The following is a 21,436-nucleotide window of genomic DNA, read 5'->3' on the forward strand; positions in this document are numbered from 1 at the left end:
TCCGGGAAGAATGAGCGCTTCCCTTGACCGTCACACGATGGCTCACCTTCTGCCAGACCCCGGTGACTGATCGTCACGAACTACACCACTCGATGGGACGCCATCGTAGTCAGTGGCTGGGAGCCGGATCTTCCCATCGCCGTCGCCCAGGACAAGCCGAGCGGGTCAAGGGCTGGAGGCGACGGGAAGATCCGGCGGGTACAGAGTGTGCGTCCGCACAGGGCAAGACGGCCGTGATCGCGTGCCAGATCCGTGCCAGATGCCACGGGAAACCAGGGGGAATCATGGGAACTCACGGGCAATCAACGCGAGAGGCCCCTCACTGCGTTTCCGCTGGTGACGGGCCTCTTCCCGCTGGTGTGGCAGGTGCAAGGTTCGAACTTGCGTAGGCTGAGCCGACGGTTTTACAGCGGGCTGACGTTCCTGACCGCATCAGGCCTCTGACCTCGGTGTACGGCTCTCGCCTTCCCCCTACCAGGGAAGATCATCCCGCGTATATCCCGCGAGGCAGAGCCAGCCATGAGCGCCACTGGAACCTGCGGACTAAAGCTAGGCCGATCATGCTTCCAGACAGTTCAATGCAGGTCAGAGGACGTGCGCGGTCCATCCTGAACGCCCTTGGACGGCGTCGTATTGCAACCCGAACTGCAACTCTGGGGCAGGTCATCGGCGGCGTCCGAGGAAGCCAGGACGGTAGCGACTATCAGCCGTATCCCTGTGACGAGTGCGGCCAGAAGAACAAAGAAGAGCCAGTAACCCCACGCATCCCGACCCGCTGTCCAGGCGATCGCGAGCGCCACGATGAAGGCGGCGAGAGTAGTGGACAAGTAGAGGATCTTGCGTCGCGGGCTACGTGACGTCACAAAGAGCGATGCCACGACGATAACGACAGGTATTGCGTACATAAGGATCATCGCGAGTAACACGCTGGACTCCTCGGCTCCCACGAGCACTGGGTGTACGTTCCCCGCTTGGATCTTCTCACATAGCCCAGGTTCAGTTTGCTCGGCCCACGGTTGGATCTTTCCGTCACCGTCACCGTCACCGTCAGTTCTGCGCGAGGCATGTGACAGAACGTCCACCTGGAGTGGAAGCGCCACCTATCGCTTCATAGCTCTGTACCGCTTGAGGAGCGCCGTGATTTTGTCGTAGTCACGCGCGCCGTTCAGCTCGTCGAGCAGGTCGTCAGGGCATAACTCGTAGAGGTCGCCCCACCAGCGACGCGTCTTGTTGTCCCAGATCCGATAGCCGCCGGGAATGCCTCTGGCGACGTAACGCCTCCTGCCCATAGTTCGTCACCCTGCGTCCGCCCGTTCAGGTAGTCAAACGCGGCGATCAGCTACCTTGCACGGTGAGCCAGGGTGAGGAACGAACCCTGGATCGTCGATCGCCCCCAAGCACCTACGGCGGCCGGCCACGCTGTGGCGATCGTAAGGGCTGCATCTGTGCGGCGGCGCGGCAACTCGGGTCGGAGCGTTCGGTCCGCACGGTGCGTCAGGCGTGCGGCGCCCGGCCCGGTGTCCCGCCGCCGTCCGGGACCGGCCCCCAGGCCGCACGCCCGGACGGCGGGCGGGCGGAGGGCCGGCGGTACGGCGGCGCGCCGCGCCGCCGCCTTGATCCTTAAGAGAGCTATTCGGCAAGTTGCGCAGGACCTACGGGCCAGACTCACCGAGCAAATGCGCGTTGACTGCTCGCCCGGTTGGGGAGTCGGCGTTGCTGTACAGCGCGGCCTCATCACTCGGTGCTGTCAGCAGGAGGGTTGGGCTGTTGTACGTAGGTGCCCTTCCCGTGAACGCTGCGGATCAGGCCGCGCTCTCGTAGCTCTTTCAGCTCGCGACGAACCGTCATCCTCGCGACGCCATACTGCTCCGCAAGGTCCAGCTCCGAGGGGATCCGCTGCCCAGGCTTGAGCTCGCCACGTTCGATCCTGGCCGCGATGTGGTTCGCCACGACCATATAGACGAGTTCAGGCCCTTCACTGTCGATCTTCGGGTACTCGCTCTCCTCGGCCACGCTGCACAACATAGATGCCCTCTGACGTGCAAAAACGCCTAGATACGTCTGCAGATATTCAATACATGAACTCCGAGCCGCTCGACCAGACCTGCGACCTCGCCGCTCCGCCCGAATGGGAGTGCCCGGGAGTGTCACCACATCCGGCTCGCGCCCGCCACAACCACAAGGTCCTCGACTGGACCTCGCTCGCGCCTGATCGGTACCGCGTCCATGAACACACCTGCGCGTGTACGGCGGTCTACTACGAACTAATCGAGCACGGCGGGCTCTACCTGATCCACAAGGTCGTGCAGCTCGACACTCCAGAGCACACCTTCGCCGGTCCCTGGCGCCGCGCCGAGTCACGTCACCGGTAGTTGCTCTTGCTCCTCGGCGGCGCCCGGTAAGTGCCCGTGTACAAACTGATCATCAGGCGGATTCGGGAGACGCGGATCGGGCGAGTCGTCGCCCCATGGGGATGATCATCCCCCAAAGGACCATAACCTCGTGGCGCACTTGAAAGACAAGCGAAGTGGCGGAAGGTCATGAAGCATGAGTCGGTGACGAGCCTGCATCTGGTGGCTGGGACAGCGCTGTTGCGTCACGAGGAATGGCTTGCCGAAGGCGTTTGGCCGGGTATGCCGACGCGCCCCCTGGAAGTGGACGCCACAGCTGGTGGACGAGTGACGGGGTGATCTACGGGCCGTTCGGCATCTGAAGTGGGAGACGCGCGCGACCACTCCGAGGCCTCGCGGAGCCGCCGCTCAACAAAGCGAACAGACGTCAAACCGTCGCCGCTGTCCTCACGTGCCCACAGACGATCATCCTTCATCTGCTTCCTCCGTCCGGGCACGGCTCAGCTGTGCTCTGGCTTCTGCGAGTGTTTCTACCTGCCGAGTCCAGTCCCCGCCGTCAAGGCTGAGTCCAACCATGTCGGCTCCGGCCTCCGAGTAGGCGTGGAGGCGTTCCGCCACCTGCTCCGGGCCGCCAGTGACCGGGACAGCCTCTGCTTCCTCCGGCGCCATGCGATGCACGTCCACCAGCACGCGGATGAAGGACTCGATGGCAGTCGGGCTGTCGACGAGGATCGCATGACCTCCCACGGAGATCGATGGGACCGGGCGTCCGAGCTCATGGGCGACCTCACGTAGCCGTACCACCTTCTTGGCCAGAGCCGCAGGGCTGATCAAGGAGGGTACCCAACCGTCACCATGAAGGACGGCACGGTGCATCGCCGCCTCGGAGTTCCCCCCGATGAGGATGGGCGGGACCGGAGCGGCGGGGCCGAGGGTGACCTCACCCTCGCCCAGCTTGGTTGCCTCACCACGGATAAGGCCCGGCAACGCTTGCAACGCTTCGTCGGTCCAGCGCCCTCGACCCTGAAGTGGCGCCCCAACCGCACGCCAGAACGGCGAGCCCGGGAAGCCCCCGATCCCGACGCCAAGGACAACTCGGTTGCCTGACAGGTGCTGAAGGGTCTGCATCTGCGTAGCGACCCAAGCGGTAGGGCGCAGCGGGAGGCTGAGCACTCCGAACTCCAGTCCGATCCTGTCGGTCACGGTTGCGGCGGCCGCCAGAACAAGCGTGGCGTCAAAGGCCGGCGTCCCATCTCCGACGATGAAATCGGCCATGCTGACCGCGTCATAGCCAAGGTCTTCAAGGTGACGCGCCATCGCGATGTCAGGCACGCCGGCCTGTGTCATGGGCAGGGTGGTGCTGATCCGCATCATGATCCTCCTAAGCGTTCGGATCGGAATTGCAGACCACGCTAGAAGCTCAAGCAGAGTTGAGGTCAACTGCGCCGGCTGTCGCACTCACGACCAGGCTCAGCGGCGGATGCGCTGAAAGACGCCAAAAATCCTCCACTTGACCTCAACTCTGCTTGAGCTTCTACGGTCTTCAGCAGCAAGTACTTCTCGAAAGGATCACTGTGATGACATCAGTTGAACCCGTCCGGGTTTGATGGACAGCTGCCTACTGGGTTTCTGCTGTCGTGACGGCGTTGTAGTTGTGACGGTAGTAGATGGCTTCGAACTCTGCAGGCGGGCGGTAGCCACAGGCTGTGTGCAGCCGGCGGTGGTTGTACCAGTCGACGTATTCCAGCGTTGCCAGTTCCACGGCGTCGAGCCCGGTCCACGGGCCGTGGCGGCGGATCAGCTCGGCCTTGAACATGCCGTTGAAGGACTCGGCCAGCGCGTTGTCATAGGAATCGCCGCGGCTTCCCACCGAGCTGAGGGCGCCGGCCTGGGCCAGGCGCTCGGTATAGCGAATTGACAGGTATTGCTTGGGTTCAAGGAGTCGTCGCAACACTGCTGCTCAGCAGCAAGTTTAGATGATCGCTGAAGGCTTCTGCCGGCGTCTTCCACCCGAGGCTCTTTCGGGGCCTGGTGTTGAGCGCGAGCGCGACGGCCGCCAACTCCTCGGCGTTCCATCGTGACAGGTCAGTGCCCTTGGGAAAGTACTGGCGCAGCAGGCCGTTGGTGTTTTCGTTGGTGCCACGCTGCCAGGGGCTATGAGGATCGGCGAAATAGATTTTCAGGCCGGTGTCGATGCGTAGTTGATCATGCTGGGCCAGCTCTGTTCCACGGTCCCAGGTCAGCGAGCGGCGTAGCTGCTCGGGCAACCCGGTGATCTCTTTGGTGATCGCGTCCCTCACGGCTTCGGCGCCGCGGCCGGCCAGCGCCGGGCCGCTGGACCGTCCAGATCATCGCCACCCCGCCGGCCCTCGACTTCATCGACATCCCCGCCCTGGAGAAGCAGACCGGCCACCCCGTCCGCAGCCAGTACCGCAAGCCGGACGAACCGAAGTCACCCCGTGCCGACGCGATCATTGTTGCCCCGGCGACCTACAACACGATCAACAAATTCGCCCAGGGCATCGCCGACACCTACGCCCTAGGCGTCCTCTCGGAAGCGCCAGGCTTGGGCATCCCTGTTGTCGTCCTACCCTTCGTCAACAGCGCCCTCGCCTCTCGCACACCCTTCCGCCGCAGCATCGAAGACCTACGCGCCGATGGCGTGCGCGTCCTGTTCGGCCCAGGCCAATTCGAGCCGCATCCGCCGAACTCGGGAGCCGACCGCATCGACGCCTACCCCTGGAAACGCGCACTCACAGAACTTGCCGAATTGATCTCATAGGGATCAAGGCGGCGGCGCGGCGCGCCGCCGCACCCCCGGCCCTCCGCCCGCCCGCCGTCCGGGCGTGCGGCCTGGGGGCCGGTCCCGAACGGCGGCGGGACACCGGGCCGCCCGCCGCACGAACCGGAGGCAGCTGGCGTGGTTGCCGCGCCGCCACACAGATGCGGCCCTTACGATCGCCACGGCATGGCTGGCCAACGCATGTGCTTGGGGGCGATCGACGATCCAGGGTTCGTTCCTCACCCTGGATCACCGGAAACGTGGCTGAACGCCGTGCTGGTGAGAGTACGCCCATAGGTCACAAGGAGTCTTCGGCCAGGGCGTCGCAGCGGGCGAATGTGCACGCGGGGTGCGCGTCGCGCGAGAGGAGAGCCGCCTGAGCGCTGTGCCATGAGCGGGTATTAGGGGCTGTCTCTGCGGTCTTGTTGTTGGTGTCCATATGTCGAGTGGTCATGATCTGGCTGATGAGGAGTGGCGCGGCTTGCACGTCTTACGGCTGCTCCCCGCGTGCCGCGGTGGGGGCGGGGTAGAACCGACGGCGCGCTCCTTGGTCGACCGCGTAATCCCGCTCGGGAGTCTGATGCTGGCTTGGGTGTCAGGCGTCGCGGAGATCACCTGCTCCGTCCTGTTCGGTCAGGAAATAGACGGAGTGGCAGACAACCTGCCGCGCGGATGTGGGTAGATCGTCCGGCCCGTAGTAGTCGTTCAGCTGGCGCCAGAACTCTTCTTCCGTAGAGGCCGCGCCGATGACCGGATCGTCATCGATCGCCGTCTCCCATACCAACATTTCTCTCAAGCCAGGGCCGTCGAGTTCTTCCGAAATGGCCTCGTGTAAGACGTTCATCAGCCGGGACTCGTGTTCACGGCGGCAGTCACGGGGCAACAGCCAGCGCTGCCACCAGGTCCGAAGGTGATGGGCCGCGGAATCCGCGAAATCCTCAGCCGCGTCTTCGGCCGACTGATCGTAGTTCGGGTAGCTTGGCCGATTCACTCGGACCAGCAATTGGTGCTGACATTCTTCGGCGCTCGTGTACCGATATAGACGAAACTGCGCGAGCTGGATACCCATGGCCTGATCGTAGTGGGTGACCGTAACGCTGAACGGCGATGAGGTTCGGAGGCTCAGTCCGTGCACCCAGAGGCCCCGCCCGTTACCGTGCGATCGACCCCATCGCCTGGCGAGACGATAACCACAAGTCGTACTCAGGTGCCACCGAGAACGCGAGTCAAAGCGACCCCACAGCTCAGAGCCGTGATCGCTGTCCCATTCAGCGTGCCCGTTGCGTCCCCGACAAGGCGGGAGATCAGAGGGAACAGCGGGGAGCCACGTGGAGTGCGATCAGTGTGCTGAGCTGCGCTACAGCAGGCCGAGTAAGATCGTCGTACGTCTTTGCAAGCAGGATGTCAACCCGTTTGCGATTACGCTCCCGAATCTCCGCGGCGTCTCTCGCTGCGAAAACCCATGTCCCGGCGGTTCGCCACGAATAGGTTGATGTCGGGGAGGTCCTCGATCTCCTCCCGTGCAAGGTAGGTGGCTGCCATGGCCCGAATGGACTCATCCGGCGCAGGCTGTAGCCCAAGCTCTACGCACACCTGCTCATACTCTTGCCTCGACATCCCACGCGGGAACCGCCGCTCGAACTCCCAGCGCAGTTCCTTACGCTCCTCACGAAGCTGAGCCAGGATCCCCCACCCACGATCATGAGCCAGCCGCCGAAAGACCGTCTCAACGAAGGTGTGCTCAGGCGGGCCGGCACGACGATCCTTGATCTCCGGGCTGAAACACTTCTCGTCACTCAACGGGATCAGCTCCAGCTCAGCACAAGCCCGCTCGTACTCCTCACGAGTGAACTCACCCCTTGGCCCAGCCCCAGAAGCAACCCGCGCCCGCTCCAGCACCGACCAGACTTCCCGCCAGAACGGATCATCCGGATTGTAGGGACCCCACAGGCGGAGGAATCTCCTGCAACGGCATACCCAGCACCACCGCGCCACCACAGCAAAACGGCCGCTTCCACCACCCGACCTCGCCTCGTCGTAGCACCAGTGGCGTCCCTCGGTCGGCGCCGGCCTGTTCAGCCCCCTTGGAACGCCCCCTAGCCAAAGACGCCTCCGGCGGGGGCCTCAGGCTCCGAGATGATCTCGACAAGCCGAACGTAGTCAGTGGCTGAGGCGGACCGGCTCTTCCCGCGGGAGGGGTGCGTGCGTCCGCACGGGGGAACCCGTGATCGCCGTGCCAGATCCGTGCCAGATGCCACGGGAACACAGGGGGAATCGCGGGCACATACGGGCGATCAACGAGAGAGGCCCCTCACCGCGTTTCCGCTGATGAAGGGCCTCTTTCTGCTGGTGTGGCAGGTGCAAGGTTCGAACTTGCGTAGGCTGAGCCGACGGTTTTACAGACCGCTCCCTTTGGCCACTCGGGCAACCTGCCTTGTCTTCCGCTCTCGCGGCGACACACAGAAGAATAGCGGACTTCAGGGGTGGACGTGACACCAGTTTGTCCCCAGCCGGATGGCCGCTACGTGGTGCGCCGAAACGGTGCGGGTGTGGGAGGGGCGAAGGGGGATGGTCTGCCGTGCAAGGGGGCGGCGTCCTGCGCGGCGGGCCGATGCTGGCTAGGCTCGTGCGCTGGATCCCTCGCGTTTCGCGTACGGCGGCGAAGCAGGATCCGGGTAGTGCTTTCGCAGCTGAGAGGATGGGTGTTTTGGCCGATTCATCTTTCGACATCGTCAGCAAGATCGACCGCCAAGAGGTCGACAACGCCCTGAACCAGACGGTGAAGGAGATCGGGCACCGCTTCGACTTCAAGGGGACCGGGGCCGCGATCAGTTGGTCTGGGCAGGACAACATCGAGATCAAGGCGAACAGTGAGGAGCGGGCGAGTGCCGCGCTCGACGTGTTCAAGGAGAAGGTGGTCAAGAGGGGTCTGTCGCTGAAGATCCTGGACGCGGGCGAGCCCAAGCTGTCGGGCAAGGAATACCGCATGCTGGTCAGCCTGAAGGAGGGCATCGACCAGGAGCACGCCAAGAAGATCTCCAAGCTGATCCGCGACGAAGGGCCGAAGGGGGTCAAGGCGCAGATTCAGGGCGAGGAGCTTCGGGTCAGCTCGAAGAAGAAGGACGATCTCCAAGAGGTCATTTCGCTGCTGAAGGGCAAGGATCTGGACATCGCCCTGCAGTTTGTGAACTACCGCTGATCGGCGTGGAGCCGGAGCCGGGCGGGTGGCACGTCCGAGGTGCGTGGTGCCTCGATGTGCCGCCGCTCGACCGTGAGCCGTCTCGGCCGCAGGGCCTCGTCCGTCTCGGCCGTAAGCTCGGTAATCGTGACGAAGATCCCCCTGCGTCGCTTTACGGCGCGTGCCCTGCCCATTGACGGCCAAGATCGAGTTCTCCTGCTTTATGGCTTTGATCCGGCGCAGCCGGATCAGCCGTTCTGGTTCACGATCGGTGGGGCCGCGGAGGACGGCGAGACGCTGCAGGAGGCGGCGGCGCGTGAGCTGTTCGAGGAGGTCGGGATCCGGGCGAATGCGGACGAGTTCAGCGGTCCGTACGGCAGCAGCGTGATCGAGTTCTGCTGGGCCGAGTACGCCATCACACAGGATCAGACGTTCTTCGCGATCCGGGTGGGCGACGACGCGGTCGTGTCGTTTGATCACATGGAGCAGATCGAGAAGGATACGACGACGGCCTATCGGTGGTGGAGCGCGGAGGAGCTCGAGAGCACCGACGAGGTCTTCTATCCCGAAGATCTTGTGTCCATCATGCGTAAGATCACTGCCGGTTCGCCGGTCACTGAGGGCGGAGGATCCGTGTAGCGCCTGCTATGAGGGCCGTTGCCAGGATCCAGCCGGAAACGACCAGTCCGTACGCGAGCCACTGCGTCCACCCACCCGGGTCGAACAGCTCTCGTTGCCCGAATGCGGGGATCGGGAGCAGAAGGTCAAAGGTGTAGGCGAAGGCATTGAAATCGGGGCTCTCGGTGAGTTTGAGCGCTCTGGGAGGGTTGACGGTGAAGACGATGGTCCCGAGTGCCAGCAGCAGCGTGAACCACATGCCCGCGAGCCAGGGACGGTAGCCGTACCCGACGGTGACGTCGAGCAGCCGCCCCCATGCCCGGCCCCTAAGGCCCTGCGTCTGCCGCCTGGCGCGGAGTTTGGCGAGTTGGGTGCGGCGGGCGAGGGCGTCGTTGCCGTCGCTGAGGTACCAGGCGGCCAGTTGCTCGTACGGCTGCGGTCTGAACCCCTCCGGATCGCGCCTTACCCAATCGATTCGTCGGGTCACGCCTGAACCGCGCAGACGGTGATAGGTCAGGCCGTTGAGGCGTAGCTTCTCGGGCCACGTGGCTGGATCGTCGTGCAGCGTGCCGAGTGTGGTGTGGGCGAGGGTGACCACGCCTTCGATGGGCTCTGCGGGCTTGAGGTAGAGCTCGCGAACTTCCATGTGACTCGCGTGGAGGGCGTAGCGGGTGTCCGGACTTCGGATGGTTCCGCCGAGCGAGAGCGTGCCGTTGATTCGGGCGCCGCGTAACCGTACGCAGCCCGCTGCCTCGAATCCGTCGGTGCAGCGCATGATGTCCTCGACGACCATGTTGTCGGCGGCGAGTGCGTTCTTGCCGGGATTGCGGAGAGTCGCGCCTTGCAGGAAGAGTCCGCCGTTGAGGCGGGAGCCGGCCAGGCCGATTCCTCCGGTGAAGTCGGCGTTGCGCAGATAGGTGCCGGAGTCCACGACGGCGGCGTTCGCATAGAGCGCCCAGTCTTCGTCGTCGTCGGCGACCACTTTGGTGCCGCCGAGCCAGAGGCCGCTCTCGAACTGGGCCCGGTTCAGGCGGACGGTGCCGGTGATGTTCGAGCCGGACAGGCTGAGGTGCCCGGCCACCCGCATGCCGCCGCCGCTGAGCCCTGGGAGATGGCAGTCGGTCAGGCGTACGGTGCGGGTGGTGGAGTCGGTGAAACGGATGGGTTCGTCCAGATGGCAGCCGCTCAGGATGAGTTGGTGCGGGATCGTGCCGCCGACGATCGCGAGCTGGCCGATGATCCTGGCGCCGCGTAAGCGAACCGCCGGGACGGAGCCGGTGCCGGCGTCGTGGGCGCCGAGCAGCAGCTGGGCGATCACCTCGGCCCTGATCGAACGTTCGCGGCCCCACATGTGACCGTTTGTGGGCGCGTTCGCCCCGGCCGCGCGGCTGGTCCCGATCGTGAAGGGGCCCAGCTCGACGGTCTCGCCGGTGGGGAACGCGTTCCAGAGCCTCCGCTCCGCCTTGGTCAATCGGCGCATGTGGTCAGCGTCGGTAGCCGGCCATGCGCTCGAGGCGGGCGACCCGCTCGGACGTGGGCGGGTGCGTGGAGAACAGGCGGCCGAACCCGGAGCCGCTGAACGGGTTCGCGATCATCATGTGGGAGGCGGAGGTCAGGCGGCTGTTCTCGGGGAGCGGAAGCCTGCGGGCGCCCATCTCGATCTTGCGGAGTGCCGAGGCGAGGGCGAGCGGGTCTCCTGTGAGCCTGGCGCCCGATTCGTCGGCCTGGAACTCTCTCGTACGGGAGATCGCCATCTGCACCATCCCGGCCGCCACCGGTCCGAGCACCATCATCAGCAGCGCGCCCAGGAAGCCCGGCCCCTCGTCGTCGTCCGAGCCGCCGAAGAACACGGCCACATAGCTGAGCCAGGTGATCATCGTGGCCAGGGCTCCGGCCACGGAGGAGACGAGGATGTCCCGGTTGTACACGTGCGACAGCTCATGCCCGATCACTCCGCGCAGCTCCGCCTCGTCGAGCAGCCGCGTCAGACCGTACGTCACGCACACCGCGGCCTGGCGAGGGCTTCTGCCGGTCGCGAAGGCGTTCGGCTGGACCGTCGGGGAGATGTACAGGCGTGGCATCGGCTGGCGTGCCTGGGTGGAGAGCTCTCGGACGATCCTGTAGAGCGTGGGCTGCTCGACCTCGCTGACCGGTCTGGCACGCATGGCCGACAGGGCGATGCGGTCGGAGAAGAAATAGGCGAAGCCGTTGCCCAGCAGTGCCAGCACGAACGCGATCCGCACACCGGTGCCGCCGCCCAACCACGCGCCCGCCGCGACAATCAGCGCCGACAGGCCGCCGAGCAGAACGGCGGTGCGCAGACCGTTGTGGTGCAAGACTCCCCCCTTCGTGGTCTGGGTTCATCTGGTCCAACGACGATGACCCGGTCCATCGTTCCCCAACCGTCCCTCGTCCGTGTCGCGCCGTGCTCGAGTGGGGGCTCACCGCGACCTTCCGGTGACGACCGTGTCTTGTACGGGCACGGCTTCTCGGGTGCCTGGCCCGGGGCTCAGCCGAAGGCTGAGAAAGAGGTCATGTTCAGGACCAGCTGGGGGGCGATCGAGAACAGGACGGCCGCCACCAGGGCGAGGCCGATGGCCAGCCATGTCGCCGGAGGCGGTCGATGCCGGGTGGGTGCCGTTGCTTTCGCAGGGGTGACGAGCCGTGCCGCCCAGACGGCGTAGTAGTACAGGCCGATCACGGTGTTGACGGCCATGATCAGTGCCAGCCAGCCCGAGCCGCCTTCGACGATCTCGCGGAAGACGAACACCTTCGCGAAGAGCCCGGCCAGGCCCGGCGGGAGGCCGGCGAGGCAGACCAGGCAGAACGCCAGCGCCAGCCCTGCGGCCGGACGCCGGAACGCGAGGCCGCGGTAGTCGTCGAGCTCGTTGCGGGTGGCGGTCCTGGAGACGAGCATGACCACCGCGAACGCGCCGAGGTTCATGGCGGCGTAGATGACCAGGTATGCCATGGAGGCGCTGATCGCCCCCATGGGCATGGTCTCCGGGGGTGTGGCCGAGTCCATCACGGCCGTGAGAGCCGGGGTGTGGAGTGTGGCGGTGGCGGGTCCGGTGGCGGCAGTCGGGGCGTGGAGTGCGGCGGTGGCGGCGGCTGGGGTGTGGAGTGCGGCGGTGGCGGCGGTCGGGGCGTGGAGTGCGGCGGTGGCCGTGGCGCCTTGGGCTGTGGCCGCTGCCGCCGTCGCGAGGGGCGCCAGGATGTAGCCGGACTGTGCGACGGAGGACCAGGCCAGCAGGCGTACGGCGGAGCGCTGGCGCATGGCGAGCAGGTTGCCCGCGGTCATGGTCAGCGCGGCGATGATCCCCATGATGGGCGCCCAGGTGGCGGCCTGCCCGGACAGTCCGGTGACCAGCACGAGGATCAGCCCGGCGAATCCGGCCGCCTTGGAGATCACCGAGAGCAGGGCGGCCACGGGGACGGGAGCGCCCTGGTAAACGTCGGCGGCCCAGGAGTGGAACGGCACCGCAGCGATCTTGAAGGCGAATCCCGCCACCACGAGAACGACGCCGACCGTGCCGACGGCAGGCAGGTCCTGGCCGGCCGCCAGCGCCGTGCCCGCGGCGACGCCGGGCGCCGGGGCCCGGCCGCTGAACACGGCCGCCAGGCGGGACAGGTAGACCGTGCCCGCGATGCCGTACAGCAGCGACACCCCGAACAGCATGACGGCCGTCGACACGACCGACACGACGAAGAGCTTCACGGCGGCCTCGGAGGAGCGGCCGTCGTACCGCTTCATCGCGGTGAGGGCGAAGACCGGCAGCGAGACGAGCTCGAGCGCCACCACGAGCATGATCAGGTCTCGGGACGCGGGCAGCGTCACCGCGCCGACGAGGGTGCAGAGGAGCAGGAAGTACCACTCCCCGACCGGGATGCCGCCGGCCGCCAGCTCGGTCATCGACATCAGTACGATCACCACGGCCGCGACCAGCACCATGCCCGCGAACACCAGCGTGAACCGGTCCACCACGAAGGAGCACAGCCCGGCGGGCGCGGCGAGGTCGGCCGGGACGCAGAAGGTCGACCGCGGCGGGCCGCCCCTGATCGCCTGGGTGACGACGAGACCCAGGGCGATCAGCACGCCTGCCAGCGTGACCAGTCCCAGCACGGTCTTCGTGCGGGGGCGAGCCGGCAGGAACGCGTCCAGCAGCAGCACCAGCCCGGCCACCAGGGCGAGCGCCAACGGGGGCGCGATCACGAAATAATCGATCTGCTGGATCACGAGGCGGCTCCCAGCAGGGTCTGGACGGCCGGCGTGGTGAGCGACAACAGCAGTCCCGGCCAGAGCCCGAAGAGCAGGATCAGGACCACCAGCGGAGTCCATGCCAGCAGCTCGTAGCTTCTGATGTCATCCACCGTCCGCCGCGCGCCGGGCGTCGGTTCGGTGCCGGTTGGTTCGTCGGGGGGCAGTGGTGCCGGGCTTGGCTTCAAGGTGGCCGTCGCGGAGCGTTTCTCCGGCGAGCCGAGCGGTACGACGGGGCGTTCGTCGGGAGTGACGCCCTCCCAGGGGCCCTCCCATGGCTCCTCTTCCGGCCCCTCCGACGGCTCCGCTTCCGGCTGGGCGTCCGCGGGTGCCCCGGTGGCTGCCTGGGGACGGCCATGGGTGATGCGGGACAGCATGACGACGAAGTACGCGGCCGTCAGGACCGCGCCGAGGCCCCCGATCACCATGTACGTCAGGAACAGCGCTCGCGGCAGCCCGTTCGCCGGTTGGAACGCCCCGAACAGGGCCAGCATCTCGCCCCAGAACCCGGCCAGCCCCGGCAGCCCCAGCGAGGCGATCGCCGCGAACGTGAGCACCGATCCCAGCCGCGGCAGCGTCGCCAGCATGCCGCCGCCCAGCGAGGGCATGTCGGCGGTGTGGTACCGGTCCTTGATCCCCCCGGCCAGGAAGAAGAGCAGGCCGGTGATCAGGCCGTGGGCGACGTTCGCGAAGAGGGCGCCGTTGATGCCCACCGGGGTCAGCGTGGCGAATCCCAGCAGGACGAAGCCCATGTGACCGACCGACGAGTAGGCGATCATGCGTTTGAGGTCACGCTGGGCGAGGCAGGCGAGGGCGCCGTAGACGATGCCGACCACGGCGAACGCGCCGAGCCACGGCGCCACCGCCATCGCCCCCTCGGGGAGGATGGGGATGGCGATCCTGGCGAAACCGTACGTGCCCATCTTCAGCAGCACGCCGGCGAGCAGCACCGAGCCCGTGGTGGGAGCCTCCGTGTGGGCGTCGGGCAGCCACGTGTGCAGCGGCCACATGGGAGTTTTCACCGCCAGGCCGATGCCGATCGCCACGAACGCCAGGATCTGCACGGATCTCGGCATACCGGCGCCGTGGGCCGCGCTCAGCGCCTCGATGTCGAGTGTGCCGGTCCGGGTCCACACGAGCAGCAGGCCGAGGAGCATCACGACCGAGCCGAGCAGCGTGTACAGGATGAACTTGATCGACGCCGCCCGGCGCCCCGCACCGCCCCAGATGCCGATCAGGAAGTACATCGGGACGAGGACGATCTCGAAGAACACGAAGAAGAGCAGCAGGTCGAGGGCGAGGAACGTACCGATCATGCCTACTTCGAGCACGAGCAGCGTGAACACCAGCGCCCTCGGCCTCGCTCTCACGAACGCCCGCCGCGCGCCGCCCCAGCAAAGGTGGACGAAGCAGAGGAACGTCAGCAGGGCGGTCAGCACGATCAGCGGCAGCGAGATCCCGTCGACGCCGAGGTGGAAGCGCAGGTCCAGACCTGGGATCCACGGCAGGTCCACCTCTGACTGGATCCGCGCGCCGCGGCCGTAGTCGAACGTCGCCGCCAGCAGGACGGCGAGTGCCAGGGTGACGCCCGACAGGGCCAGCCCGTACGTGTGCAGCAGCGGGCGGAGCGTGTGCGGCACGAGGAGAAGCACGAGCGCGCCGAGCAGCGGCACCGCCAGCAGCGCGACGGGAAGCCAGCCCATCATGTGAACACCACCGCCCCCACCGCGATCAGCAGGACACCGGCCAGCACGCCGCTCACGTAGAGCTGGACGTTGCCGTTCTGGGCAAGTCGCAGCACTCCGGACAATCCGCGCGCCGACTTGCCTGATCCGCGCACCGCTCCGTCCACGACCACGTCGTCCGTTCTGACCACGAGCCTGGACAGCGCCAGGATCGGGCGGACGAACAGCGTGGCGTAGAGGCCGTCCACGTAGAACGCCCGCTCGCACGGCACCCGCAGCGGCCCGAGCAGGCGGGCCGGGTCGGCGATGGGGTCGATGCGCCAGAACGCGTAGACGACCCCGGCGCCGAGCGCGGCCAGCACGACGCTGATGGCCGCCACGCCGAGGTCCAGGTGCAACTCGCCGGCGAAGCCCAGCAGCAGGGCCGGGACGGCGAGGACGATGACGGGCACGAGCATCGTGCGAGGGGCCTCGGTGACGTCCACGACGTGGGCCGTGCCGGGCTCCGGCTCCGGGAGCGCCACGACCCGAGCCTCGCCGAAGAACGTGCGCAGCCAGGCTCTGGCGGCGTACGCGCCGGTGACGGCCACGGTCGCGAGCGCGCACCCGTACAGGAGGAGGGCGGCCGCGTCCGTCAGGCTCCCGTTGGACAGGGCGCCGTCCATGGCCAGCAGGATGCCGTCCTTGCTGAAGAAGCCGCTGGCCGGAGGGACGCCCATCAACGCGGCGAAACCTATCGTCATCGTCACGAACGTCACCGGGAGTTCGCGGCGCAGACCGCCCATCTGGGTCATCAGGTTGGAGCCCACGTGGTGGATCACCGCGCCCGCGCAGAGGAACAGCAGGGCCTTGAACGCGCCGTGCGTCAGCAGGTGGAAGATGGCCGCCCGGTCGGAGCCCGCGGCCAGCCCGCCTGCCATGTACGCGAGCTGGCTGATCGTGGAGTAGGCGAGGACGCGTTTCAGGTCGTCCTGGGCCAGCGCGGCCAGGGCGGCGCCCAGCATGCCGAGGGCGGCGACGACGGCGAGCACATCGAGCGTGGGCCGGGCGGCGAGGAACGCCGGGAACAGCCTGGCCACGATGAAGATCCCGGCGGCGACCATGGTGGCGGCATGGATCAATGCGCTGATCGGCGTCGGGCCCGCCATCGCGTCGGGGAGCCAGGTGTGCAGCGGGACCTGCGCGCTCTTGCCCGCCACCCCTGCCAGGAGGAGCATCGTGGCGGTCACCAGCGTGGCCGTGGACATCTCCGGCACCTTCGCCAGCACGTCGCTGATGCGGAAGCTGCCCGCCGCCAGGCCGAGCACGAAGATGCTGAAGAGGAAGCCGACGTCGCCCAGGCGGGTGACGAGGAACGCCTTGACCGCCGCCCGCGAATTGCTCCGGTCCTCCCACCAGTGGCCGATGAGGAGGTAGGAGCAGAGGCCCATGATCTCCCAGCCCACGTAGAGGACCAGGAGGTCGCCGGCGTAGACGACCAGGAGCATGGCGCTGGTGAACAGGCTGATGAACGCGCTGTAAGAGGGGTAGCGCGGGTCGTCCCTGAGGTAGCCGACCGAGTAGACCTGTACGGCCAGGGCGACGGCGGTCACCAGGACGCCGAGGATGCTCGACAGGTTGTCGGCCTGGATGGTGAGCGTGATCGGGACGCCGCCGGTGACGATCGTGCCGTACGTCGGGCCTGTGGGTGGTGGGGAGGTGGCGATGCCGTGGAGGAAGGCGAAGCCGGGGCCCCAGGCGAGCCAGGCGGCCAGGAACGCCGAGACGGCCGTCGGGAGGACGGCGATCCAGGCCGCCCTGGTGTTGGCCCGTTCGCCCGCCGCCACCTGGACCGCCTCGGCCGCCCTGACTGCCTCGGCCGCCCCGGCTGCGGTGGCTCTGGCTGCGGCGGCCTCGGCTGCGTCGGCTTCGCGGGTGGGGCGCCGGTGGGGCCATCGGGAGAGGAGCAGGCCCGCGGCTGCGGCCAGGAACGGCAGGAGCACGGCGATGAGCGGGTACGTCGTCATAGCCTGCCACCTCGCTTGATGGGGTGCTCGCTGCCGGCCTGGCCGCGTACCGGTGCCGTTGGAGAGGACGAGGGGGCCTCGGCGGGCGGATCCGCGGGTGCCGGCCTGCTTGAGGGCTCGTCGGCGGGTGCCTCCGGGGATGACGCGGGGTGGTCGGCGGACGTGTTCGGGGGTGCCGGCGCGGTCGAGGGTTCGTCGAGGGGCTCGGACAGGTCGCGGAGGTGGTCGATGTCGACGGTGCGGCGGTTGCGGTAGAGCGCCAGCACGATCGCAAGGCCCAGCCCCACTTCGGCGGCCGCTATGACGATGACGAACAGGGTGAGGACCTGGCCGCTGTGCAGGCGGTCGCCCAGCCACACGTCGAACGCGACCAGGTTGAGGTTGACGGCGTTGAGCATCAGCTCGACCGACATCAGCACGAGGATCGTGTTACGCCGGGCGAGCACGCCGTAGACGCCGACAGAGAAGAGGAGCGCGGAGACGACCGCCGGGTAGACGATGTGCACTAAAGACCCCCGGTCTGATCGGGCGGCGGATTGCCCCCGGTCGGGTCGGACACCGCGTTGTCACGGGTGCGGGGAGCCGGCGAAGCAGCAGTGGATGGTGACGTGTCCTCTGCCGACGGTGGGTTCGCTCCGGTGTGGGCATCTGGCGAGTTGCCGTTGCCGCCGGCCCGGTCAGGTGGTGGGGCTCCGGGGATGTCGGTGCGGGACAGGACGATGGCGCCGATCAGGGCCGCGAGCAGGAGCACCGACAGCGCCTCGAAGGGCAGGACCCAGGTGGCGAACACGCTGGCGCCCAACTCCTTGGCGGCGCCTGAGCCTGGGCGTAGCGGTGTGTACGCCGTGCGGAAACCGTCGATCACTACTATGACGAGGACGACTGCCGTTGCCACCGCCACCAGGGCCGAGACGAGGCGGTTGCCGCTGTCGAGGTCTGCGGACCGGCCTATGGGAGCGCGGGTGAGCATGATGCCGAACAGCAGCAGCACGACCACCGCGCCTACGTAGATCAGCACCTGGACCCAGGCCACGAACTCGGCGGTCAGAACGAGATAGCCGCCTGCCAAGGCGCCGAAGCAGACCACGAGCCAGAGGGCGGCGTGGACGAGTTGTCTGGTCGTGACGACAAGCAGCGCCGATCCAACCGCCACCGCGCCCAGCAGCAAGAAGACGATCTCTTGCCCGGTGGGTGACAGGTAGGAGGGCACCGCTTCGGTCACGACTCCTCCTCGGACTCCCTTGTCTCGTCAGGGCCGAGCCGCCCGGGTGGCCGGATGGACCGTGGATCGGCCATCTTGCGTCTGCGAGGGCTCGCGGCAGAAGTCTGCTGCTTCGGCTCGGGCTCCGGTTGCGGTACGCCCGAGGCTGTGGACAACTTTTCCGGGGACGGCCGGCCTGTGGATGAAACCGAGTCCTGGGGCGGCTGCTCGGCGGAAGGGTCGGTGGTCGGGGCGGCCTCTGTGGGGATGTCGGCGCCGGCTTCGGCCTCTGTGGGCATGTCGGCGCCGGCTTCGGCCTCTGCGGAGGCGTCGGCGGTCGGCTCGCCTGGCGTGGCGGGGCGGGTGAGCGGTCGGTCCTCGGCGGCTGAGGTGGAGGTCTCGTCCTGAGGGCGGGACGGGAGGGCGCCTGGAGGGCGGATTCCCCGTACGTTCTGCATGGGGCGGCGTGGGCGCCCGTGGCCGCCCTGAGGACGTGCAGGAGTGGCCTGATCCGATCCAGGGGCGCTCGTTGCCGCGCCGGCATCCTCGGCACCGGACTCGGCTTGCGTGAGGCCGGGCTGCGTGGCGCCGGGCTGCGTCGCTCCAGGCTGGGTGGCGCCGGGCTGTGTGGGGCGGGCGGGCTGTGTGGGGCCGGCGGGCTGTGTGGGGCCGGCGGGCTGTGTGGGGCGGGCGGGCTTGGGCTGCGTTTCGGCGGCGCTCGCTGCGGACTGCGGACCTGCGGTGCCCGCGGGGGGCTGCGGAGCTTCGGTGCCTGCTGTGGAAGGCGTGCCTCCAGCGCCTGCTGTGGAAGGCATGTCTTCAGCACCTGCCGTGGACGGCTTCCCTTCAGCACCTGCCGTGGACGGCTTCCCTTCAGCGCCTGCCGTGGACCGCGTGCCTTCAGCGCCTGTTGCAGGCCCCGTCTCCGAGGTCCTGAGCTGGGCGCTTTGGCGGGGCTGCGTGGCCGGGGATCCCGTCGTGGGCTCTTCAGTCGTGCTTGCGGGCCGCGGCGTCCTTGGCTCCTGGGGGCGGTCTGGCGTACCGGATGTGGGTCTGGCCGGCGTGCGGGCGGTCGCGGGGCGGCGGGGAGCGGCGGTGAGTTCCTTCGGGGGTTCGGCGCCTGGGTCGTGGGCCGGAGGTGGAGGGACCGTCTGGGTCCAGGCGGCCAGCTTGTCCTTTTCGTGGATGAGATTGCGGATGTCGCCTTCCGCGTACTCGAACTCCGGAGACCAGAAGAGGGCGTCGAAGGGGCACACCTCGATGCAGATGCCGCAGTACATGCAGAGCGAGAAGTCGATGGCGAAGCGGTCGAGGACGTTGCGCTGGCGGGGGCGGCCGCCCTCGGGGGCCGGGATCGTCTCCTTGTGGGAGTCGATGTAAATGCACCAGTCGGGGCACTCTCGGGCACAGAGCATGCAAGAGGTGCAATTTTCCTCGACCAGGGCGATGACGCCGCGGCTGCGGGGCGGGAGGGCGGGCTGCACTTCGGGGTACTGCTGGGTCACCGATTTGCGCAGCATGTGGCGAAGGGTGATGGACAGTCCCTTTGCCAGTCCGACTCCCGGTATCCGCGCCATGTTCAACATCATGACCCAACTCGCCTCGCAGGTGAACGAGCGGGGGTGTTGTCCCCAGTTTTTCCACAGCCATCCACAGGTTAGCGGGAGGTTATCCACAAGCTGTATTCATGCCCGATATGAACCGCAGCGGGGCGATAGTCTCTCGGCCATGCAGCAGAGCCATCAGGTCCGTCCCGGGGGCGGGGCGTGGGCGGCCGCCGTCGTGTGGGCCTGCCTACCCCTGTTCACGTGCGGGCTGGCGACCCCGTTCACCATCGGGTTCGCCGCGTTCTGGCTGCGGAGCATCTGGCAGGTCTTCGCGGCCTCCGCCTATCTGGTCTGCATCGGATCGTTCGTGATCGCGGCGCTGGCGTACGACACCTTCGAGGACATTCCTGAGACGCTCTCCGTGCTGGTCTCGCTCGGGCTGGTGATCAGCTGGATCGGCGGGGTGATTCACTCGGGGATCCTGGTGCCCGCCATGGTGAAGGCACGGCGTTGGGCGCCTCTTCAAGGGTCGACGCATCAGTCGCACATGGATCTGCGCCAGCGGACCACGTCGCCCAGCTATCAGCAGCGGCATCGGGAGTTCGAGTCGGAGTCCTACCAGCGGCGTCCTGCAGAGCCCCCGTCCTACCAGCGGGGTCCTGCGGAGCCCCCGTCCCATCCGCGGCAGCCTGGGCGGCCTGACCCCTACCGGCGGCATTCCGGGGAGCAGGGATCCCAGCAGCGGCGGCCCGGGGAGCCCGAATGGATAGGGCACTATCGGGTGCTCCGGTCGCTCGGGCGCGGGGGGCAGGGGGCGGTTTACCTGGCTGCGGCGCCCAACGGGGCGCGGGTGGCGGTGAAGGTGCTGCACGATCTCGTCGACGAGACGGCGCGGGCCAGGTTCGCGAGAGAGGTGGACGTGGCCCGGCGGGTGGCCACGTTTTCCACAGCCCGTGTGCTCGACGTGAACATCTCCGGGCAGCATGCCTACATCGTCAGCGAATACGTGGAGGGCCCCTCGCTGGAGCAGCTCGTCAAGAAGCACGGGCCGCGCGACGAGGACAGTCTGACCCGGCTGGCGTTATCCACAGCCGGAGCGCTGGCGGCCATCCACAAGGCGGGAATCGTGCATCGCGATTTCAAGCCGAGCAATGTGCTGATCGGGAACGACGGGCCGCGGGTGATCGACTTCGGGATCGCCAGGGCGCTCGATCAGATGACGATGATGACGTCGGGGAAGATGGTCGGGACGCCGCCGTACATGTCGCCTGAGCAACTGACCGGGGAGGCCGTGGGCCCGGCTTCGGACGTGTTCAGCTGGGCTGTGACGATCATGTTCGCGGCCACGGGGCGGCCGGCGTTCGGGGAGGACACCGTGCCTGCGGTGTTCAACCGGGTGCTCACCTACCATCCGGACTTATCGCCGTTGCCGCCTGCGCTGCGGGGGGTGGTGGGGGCGTGCCTGAACAAGCGCCCCGACGATCGGCCTTCGGCTTCCGATGTGATGCTCGCGATCGTGCATTGAGTGGCCAGCGAAGGCGGCCCAAGATGCCGGCCTTGCGGGCGAACTCCACCAGGTCGGGTTCATACCACTGAGCCGGGAGGTCGAGCAGGACGAGGCCGTCCGCGTCCAGGGCCGCCACGCCCTGGACGGTCTCGGCTCTCTCCAGGCAGTCGTAGCGGTAGAGGCCGGCAGGCGTCACGCGTACGGATAGGTCCGAGGCGTTGTCGATGACGGTCAGAGTCCGGCCGTCCGACGTCAGAACAGTTTGCGGGCAGCGGCTGTCTTTGGTCGCGCCGGCTAACGGAA

The 21,436-nt window shown here is 67.3% G+C and carries 18 protein-coding genes, 1 tRNA gene and 3 pseudogenes; 5 read left to right on the forward strand and 17 right to left on the reverse strand.

Going from position 1 to position 21,436, the window contains the following annotated elements:
• Positions 1-575: 575 nt before the first annotated feature.
• The 3 genes from AB0H84_RS02305 to AB0H84_RS02315 all read right to left on the reverse strand — a co-directional run bounded on the left by AB0H84_RS02305 (position 576) and on the right by AB0H84_RS02315 (position 2,013).
• Positions 576-926, reverse strand: coding sequence for a hypothetical protein (locus AB0H84_RS02305; RefSeq protein ID WP_357596883.1), 351 nt, complete (start codon positions 924-926; stop codon positions 576-578).
• 174 nt (positions 927-1,100) lie between these two features.
• A complete protein-coding gene (locus AB0H84_RS02310) occupies positions 1,101-1,289 on the reverse strand; it encodes a hypothetical protein (RefSeq protein ID WP_357596885.1) in 189 nt (62 codons plus the stop codon).
• A gap of 445 nt (positions 1,290-1,734) precedes the next feature.
• Positions 1,735-2,013, reverse strand: coding sequence for a GntR family transcriptional regulator (locus AB0H84_RS02315; RefSeq protein WP_357596888.1), 279 nt, complete (start codon positions 2,011-2,013; stop codon positions 1,735-1,737).
• Between the two features lie 65 nt (positions 2,014-2,078).
• On the opposite strand from AB0H84_RS02315, the gene AB0H84_RS02320 reads away from it, so the two are divergent.
• A complete protein-coding gene (locus tag AB0H84_RS02320) occupies positions 2,079-2,372 on the forward strand; it encodes a hypothetical protein (RefSeq protein ID WP_357596890.1) in 294 nt (97 codons plus the stop codon).
• A 444-nt stretch (positions 2,373-2,816) separates the two neighbouring features.
• Here AB0H84_RS02320 and AB0H84_RS02325 read toward each other — a convergent pair whose 3' ends face one another.
• The 3 genes and pseudogenes from AB0H84_RS02325 to AB0H84_RS02335 form a co-directional block, all read right to left on the reverse strand.
• Positions 2,817-3,725 (reverse strand): LLM class flavin-dependent oxidoreductase, encoded by a 909-nt coding sequence (locus AB0H84_RS02325; RefSeq protein WP_357596893.1) that lies wholly within the window; start codon positions 3,723-3,725, stop codon positions 2,817-2,819.
• Between the two features lie 244 nt (positions 3,726-3,969).
• Positions 3,970-4,278 (reverse strand): annotated as a pseudogene (locus AB0H84_RS02330) (integrase core domain-containing protein); the annotation flags it as partial.
• A 7-nt stretch (positions 4,279-4,285) separates the two neighbouring features.
• Positions 4,286-4,687, reverse strand: a pseudogene (locus AB0H84_RS02335) (IS30 family transposase); the annotation flags it as partial.
• A gap of 56 nt (positions 4,688-4,743) precedes the next feature.
• Here AB0H84_RS02335 and AB0H84_RS02340 point away from each other — a divergent pair.
• Positions 4,744-5,133 carry a flavoprotein gene (locus tag AB0H84_RS02340; protein WP_357597888.1) on the forward strand — a complete coding sequence of 130 codons (390 nt, stop codon included), beginning with the start codon at positions 4,744-4,746 and terminating at the stop codon, positions 5,131-5,133.
• Positions 5,134-5,728: 595 nt separating this feature from the next.
• Here AB0H84_RS02340 and AB0H84_RS02345 read toward each other — a convergent pair.
• The 3 genes from AB0H84_RS02345 to AB0H84_RS02355 all read right to left on the reverse strand — a co-directional run bounded on the left by AB0H84_RS02345 (position 5,729) and on the right by AB0H84_RS02355 (position 7,567).
• Positions 5,729-6,202: a hypothetical protein gene (locus tag AB0H84_RS02345; RefSeq protein WP_357596896.1), complete on the reverse strand. Its 474-nt coding sequence runs from the start codon at positions 6,200-6,202 to the stop codon at positions 5,729-5,731.
• Positions 6,203-6,552: 350 nt separating this feature from the next.
• On the reverse strand, positions 6,553-7,032 hold the full coding sequence (locus AB0H84_RS02350) for a hypothetical protein (RefSeq protein ID WP_357596898.1): 480 nt from the start codon (positions 7,030-7,032) through the stop codon (positions 6,553-6,555).
• Between the two features lie 453 nt (positions 7,033-7,485).
• A tRNA-Tyr gene (locus tag AB0H84_RS02355) sits at positions 7,486-7,567 on the reverse strand.
• A gap of 264 nt (positions 7,568-7,831) precedes the next feature.
• Between AB0H84_RS02355 and AB0H84_RS02360 the strand changes: the two genes are divergently transcribed.
• Together AB0H84_RS02360 and AB0H84_RS02365 are read left to right on the forward strand one after the other, a co-directional pair.
• Positions 7,832-8,332, forward strand: coding sequence for a YajQ family cyclic di-GMP-binding protein (locus AB0H84_RS02360; RefSeq protein WP_357597891.1), 501 nt, complete (start codon positions 7,832-7,834; stop codon positions 8,330-8,332).
• Between the two features lie 126 nt (positions 8,333-8,458).
• Positions 8,459-8,950, forward strand: a complete 492-nt coding sequence (locus tag AB0H84_RS02365) for an NUDIX domain-containing protein (protein WP_357596901.1) — start codon at positions 8,459-8,461, stop codon at positions 8,948-8,950.
• Here AB0H84_RS02365 and AB0H84_RS02370 read toward each other — a convergent pair.
• The 8 genes and pseudogenes from AB0H84_RS02370 to AB0H84_RS02405 form a co-directional block, all read right to left on the reverse strand.
• The gene (locus AB0H84_RS02370) at positions 8,925-10,409 is read right to left on the reverse strand and encodes a hypothetical protein (RefSeq protein ID WP_357596904.1); all 1,485 of its coding nucleotides are present in this window, start codon (positions 10,407-10,409) and stop codon (positions 8,925-8,927) included. The two genes, AB0H84_RS02365 and AB0H84_RS02370, sit on opposite strands and share 26 nt — an antisense overlap.
• 4 nt (positions 10,410-10,413) lie before the next feature.
• On the reverse strand, positions 10,414-11,265 hold the full coding sequence (gene htpX / locus AB0H84_RS02375; protein WP_357596907.1) for a zinc metalloprotease HtpX: 852 nt from the start codon (positions 11,263-11,265) through the stop codon (positions 10,414-10,416).
• A gap of 173 nt (positions 11,266-11,438) precedes the next feature.
• The gene (locus AB0H84_RS02380; protein ID WP_357596910.1) at positions 11,439-13,166 is read right to left on the reverse strand and encodes an NADH-quinone oxidoreductase subunit N; all 1,728 of its coding nucleotides are present in this window, start codon (positions 13,164-13,166) and stop codon (positions 11,439-11,441) included.
• Positions 13,163-14,890: an NADH-quinone oxidoreductase subunit M gene (locus tag AB0H84_RS02385; RefSeq protein WP_357597894.1), complete on the reverse strand. Its 1,728-nt coding sequence runs from the start codon at positions 14,888-14,890 to the stop codon at positions 13,163-13,165. The genes AB0H84_RS02380 and AB0H84_RS02385 overlap by 4 nt, the downstream gene beginning before the upstream one ends.
• Complete coding sequence (locus tag AB0H84_RS02390) at positions 14,890-16,878, reverse strand: NADH-quinone oxidoreductase subunit L (protein WP_357596912.1); 1,989 nt, start codon at positions 16,876-16,878, stop codon at positions 14,890-14,892. Before AB0H84_RS02390 ends, AB0H84_RS02385 begins: the two co-directional genes overlap by 1 nt.
• A gap of 203 nt (positions 16,879-17,081) precedes the next feature.
• Positions 17,082-17,384, reverse strand: a pseudogene (gene nuoK, locus AB0H84_RS02395) (NADH-quinone oxidoreductase subunit NuoK); the annotation flags it as partial.
• The gene (locus AB0H84_RS02400) at positions 17,384-18,100 is read right to left on the reverse strand and encodes an NADH-quinone oxidoreductase subunit J (RefSeq protein ID WP_357596914.1); all 717 of its coding nucleotides are present in this window, start codon (positions 18,098-18,100) and stop codon (positions 17,384-17,386) included. The gene AB0H84_RS02400 and the pseudogene nuoK, both read right to left, overlap by 1 nt.
• Positions 18,097-19,668, reverse strand: coding sequence for a 4Fe-4S binding protein (locus AB0H84_RS02405; protein ID WP_357596917.1), 1,572 nt, complete (start codon positions 19,666-19,668; stop codon positions 18,097-18,099). The genes AB0H84_RS02400 and AB0H84_RS02405 overlap by 4 nt, the downstream gene beginning before the upstream one ends.
• A 139-nt stretch (positions 19,669-19,807) precedes the next feature.
• Between AB0H84_RS02405 and AB0H84_RS02410 the strand changes: the two genes are divergently transcribed.
• Positions 19,808-21,151, forward strand: coding sequence for a serine/threonine-protein kinase (locus AB0H84_RS02410; RefSeq protein ID WP_357596920.1), 1,344 nt, complete (start codon positions 19,808-19,810; stop codon positions 21,149-21,151).
• The last annotated feature ends 285 nt before the right edge of the window (positions 21,152-21,436 follow it).

Source organism: Nonomuraea sp. NPDC050786 (assembly GCF_040654115.1).
In the GTDB taxonomy this organism is placed as follows: Bacteria; Actinomycetota; Actinomycetes; order Streptosporangiales; family Streptosporangiaceae; genus Nonomuraea.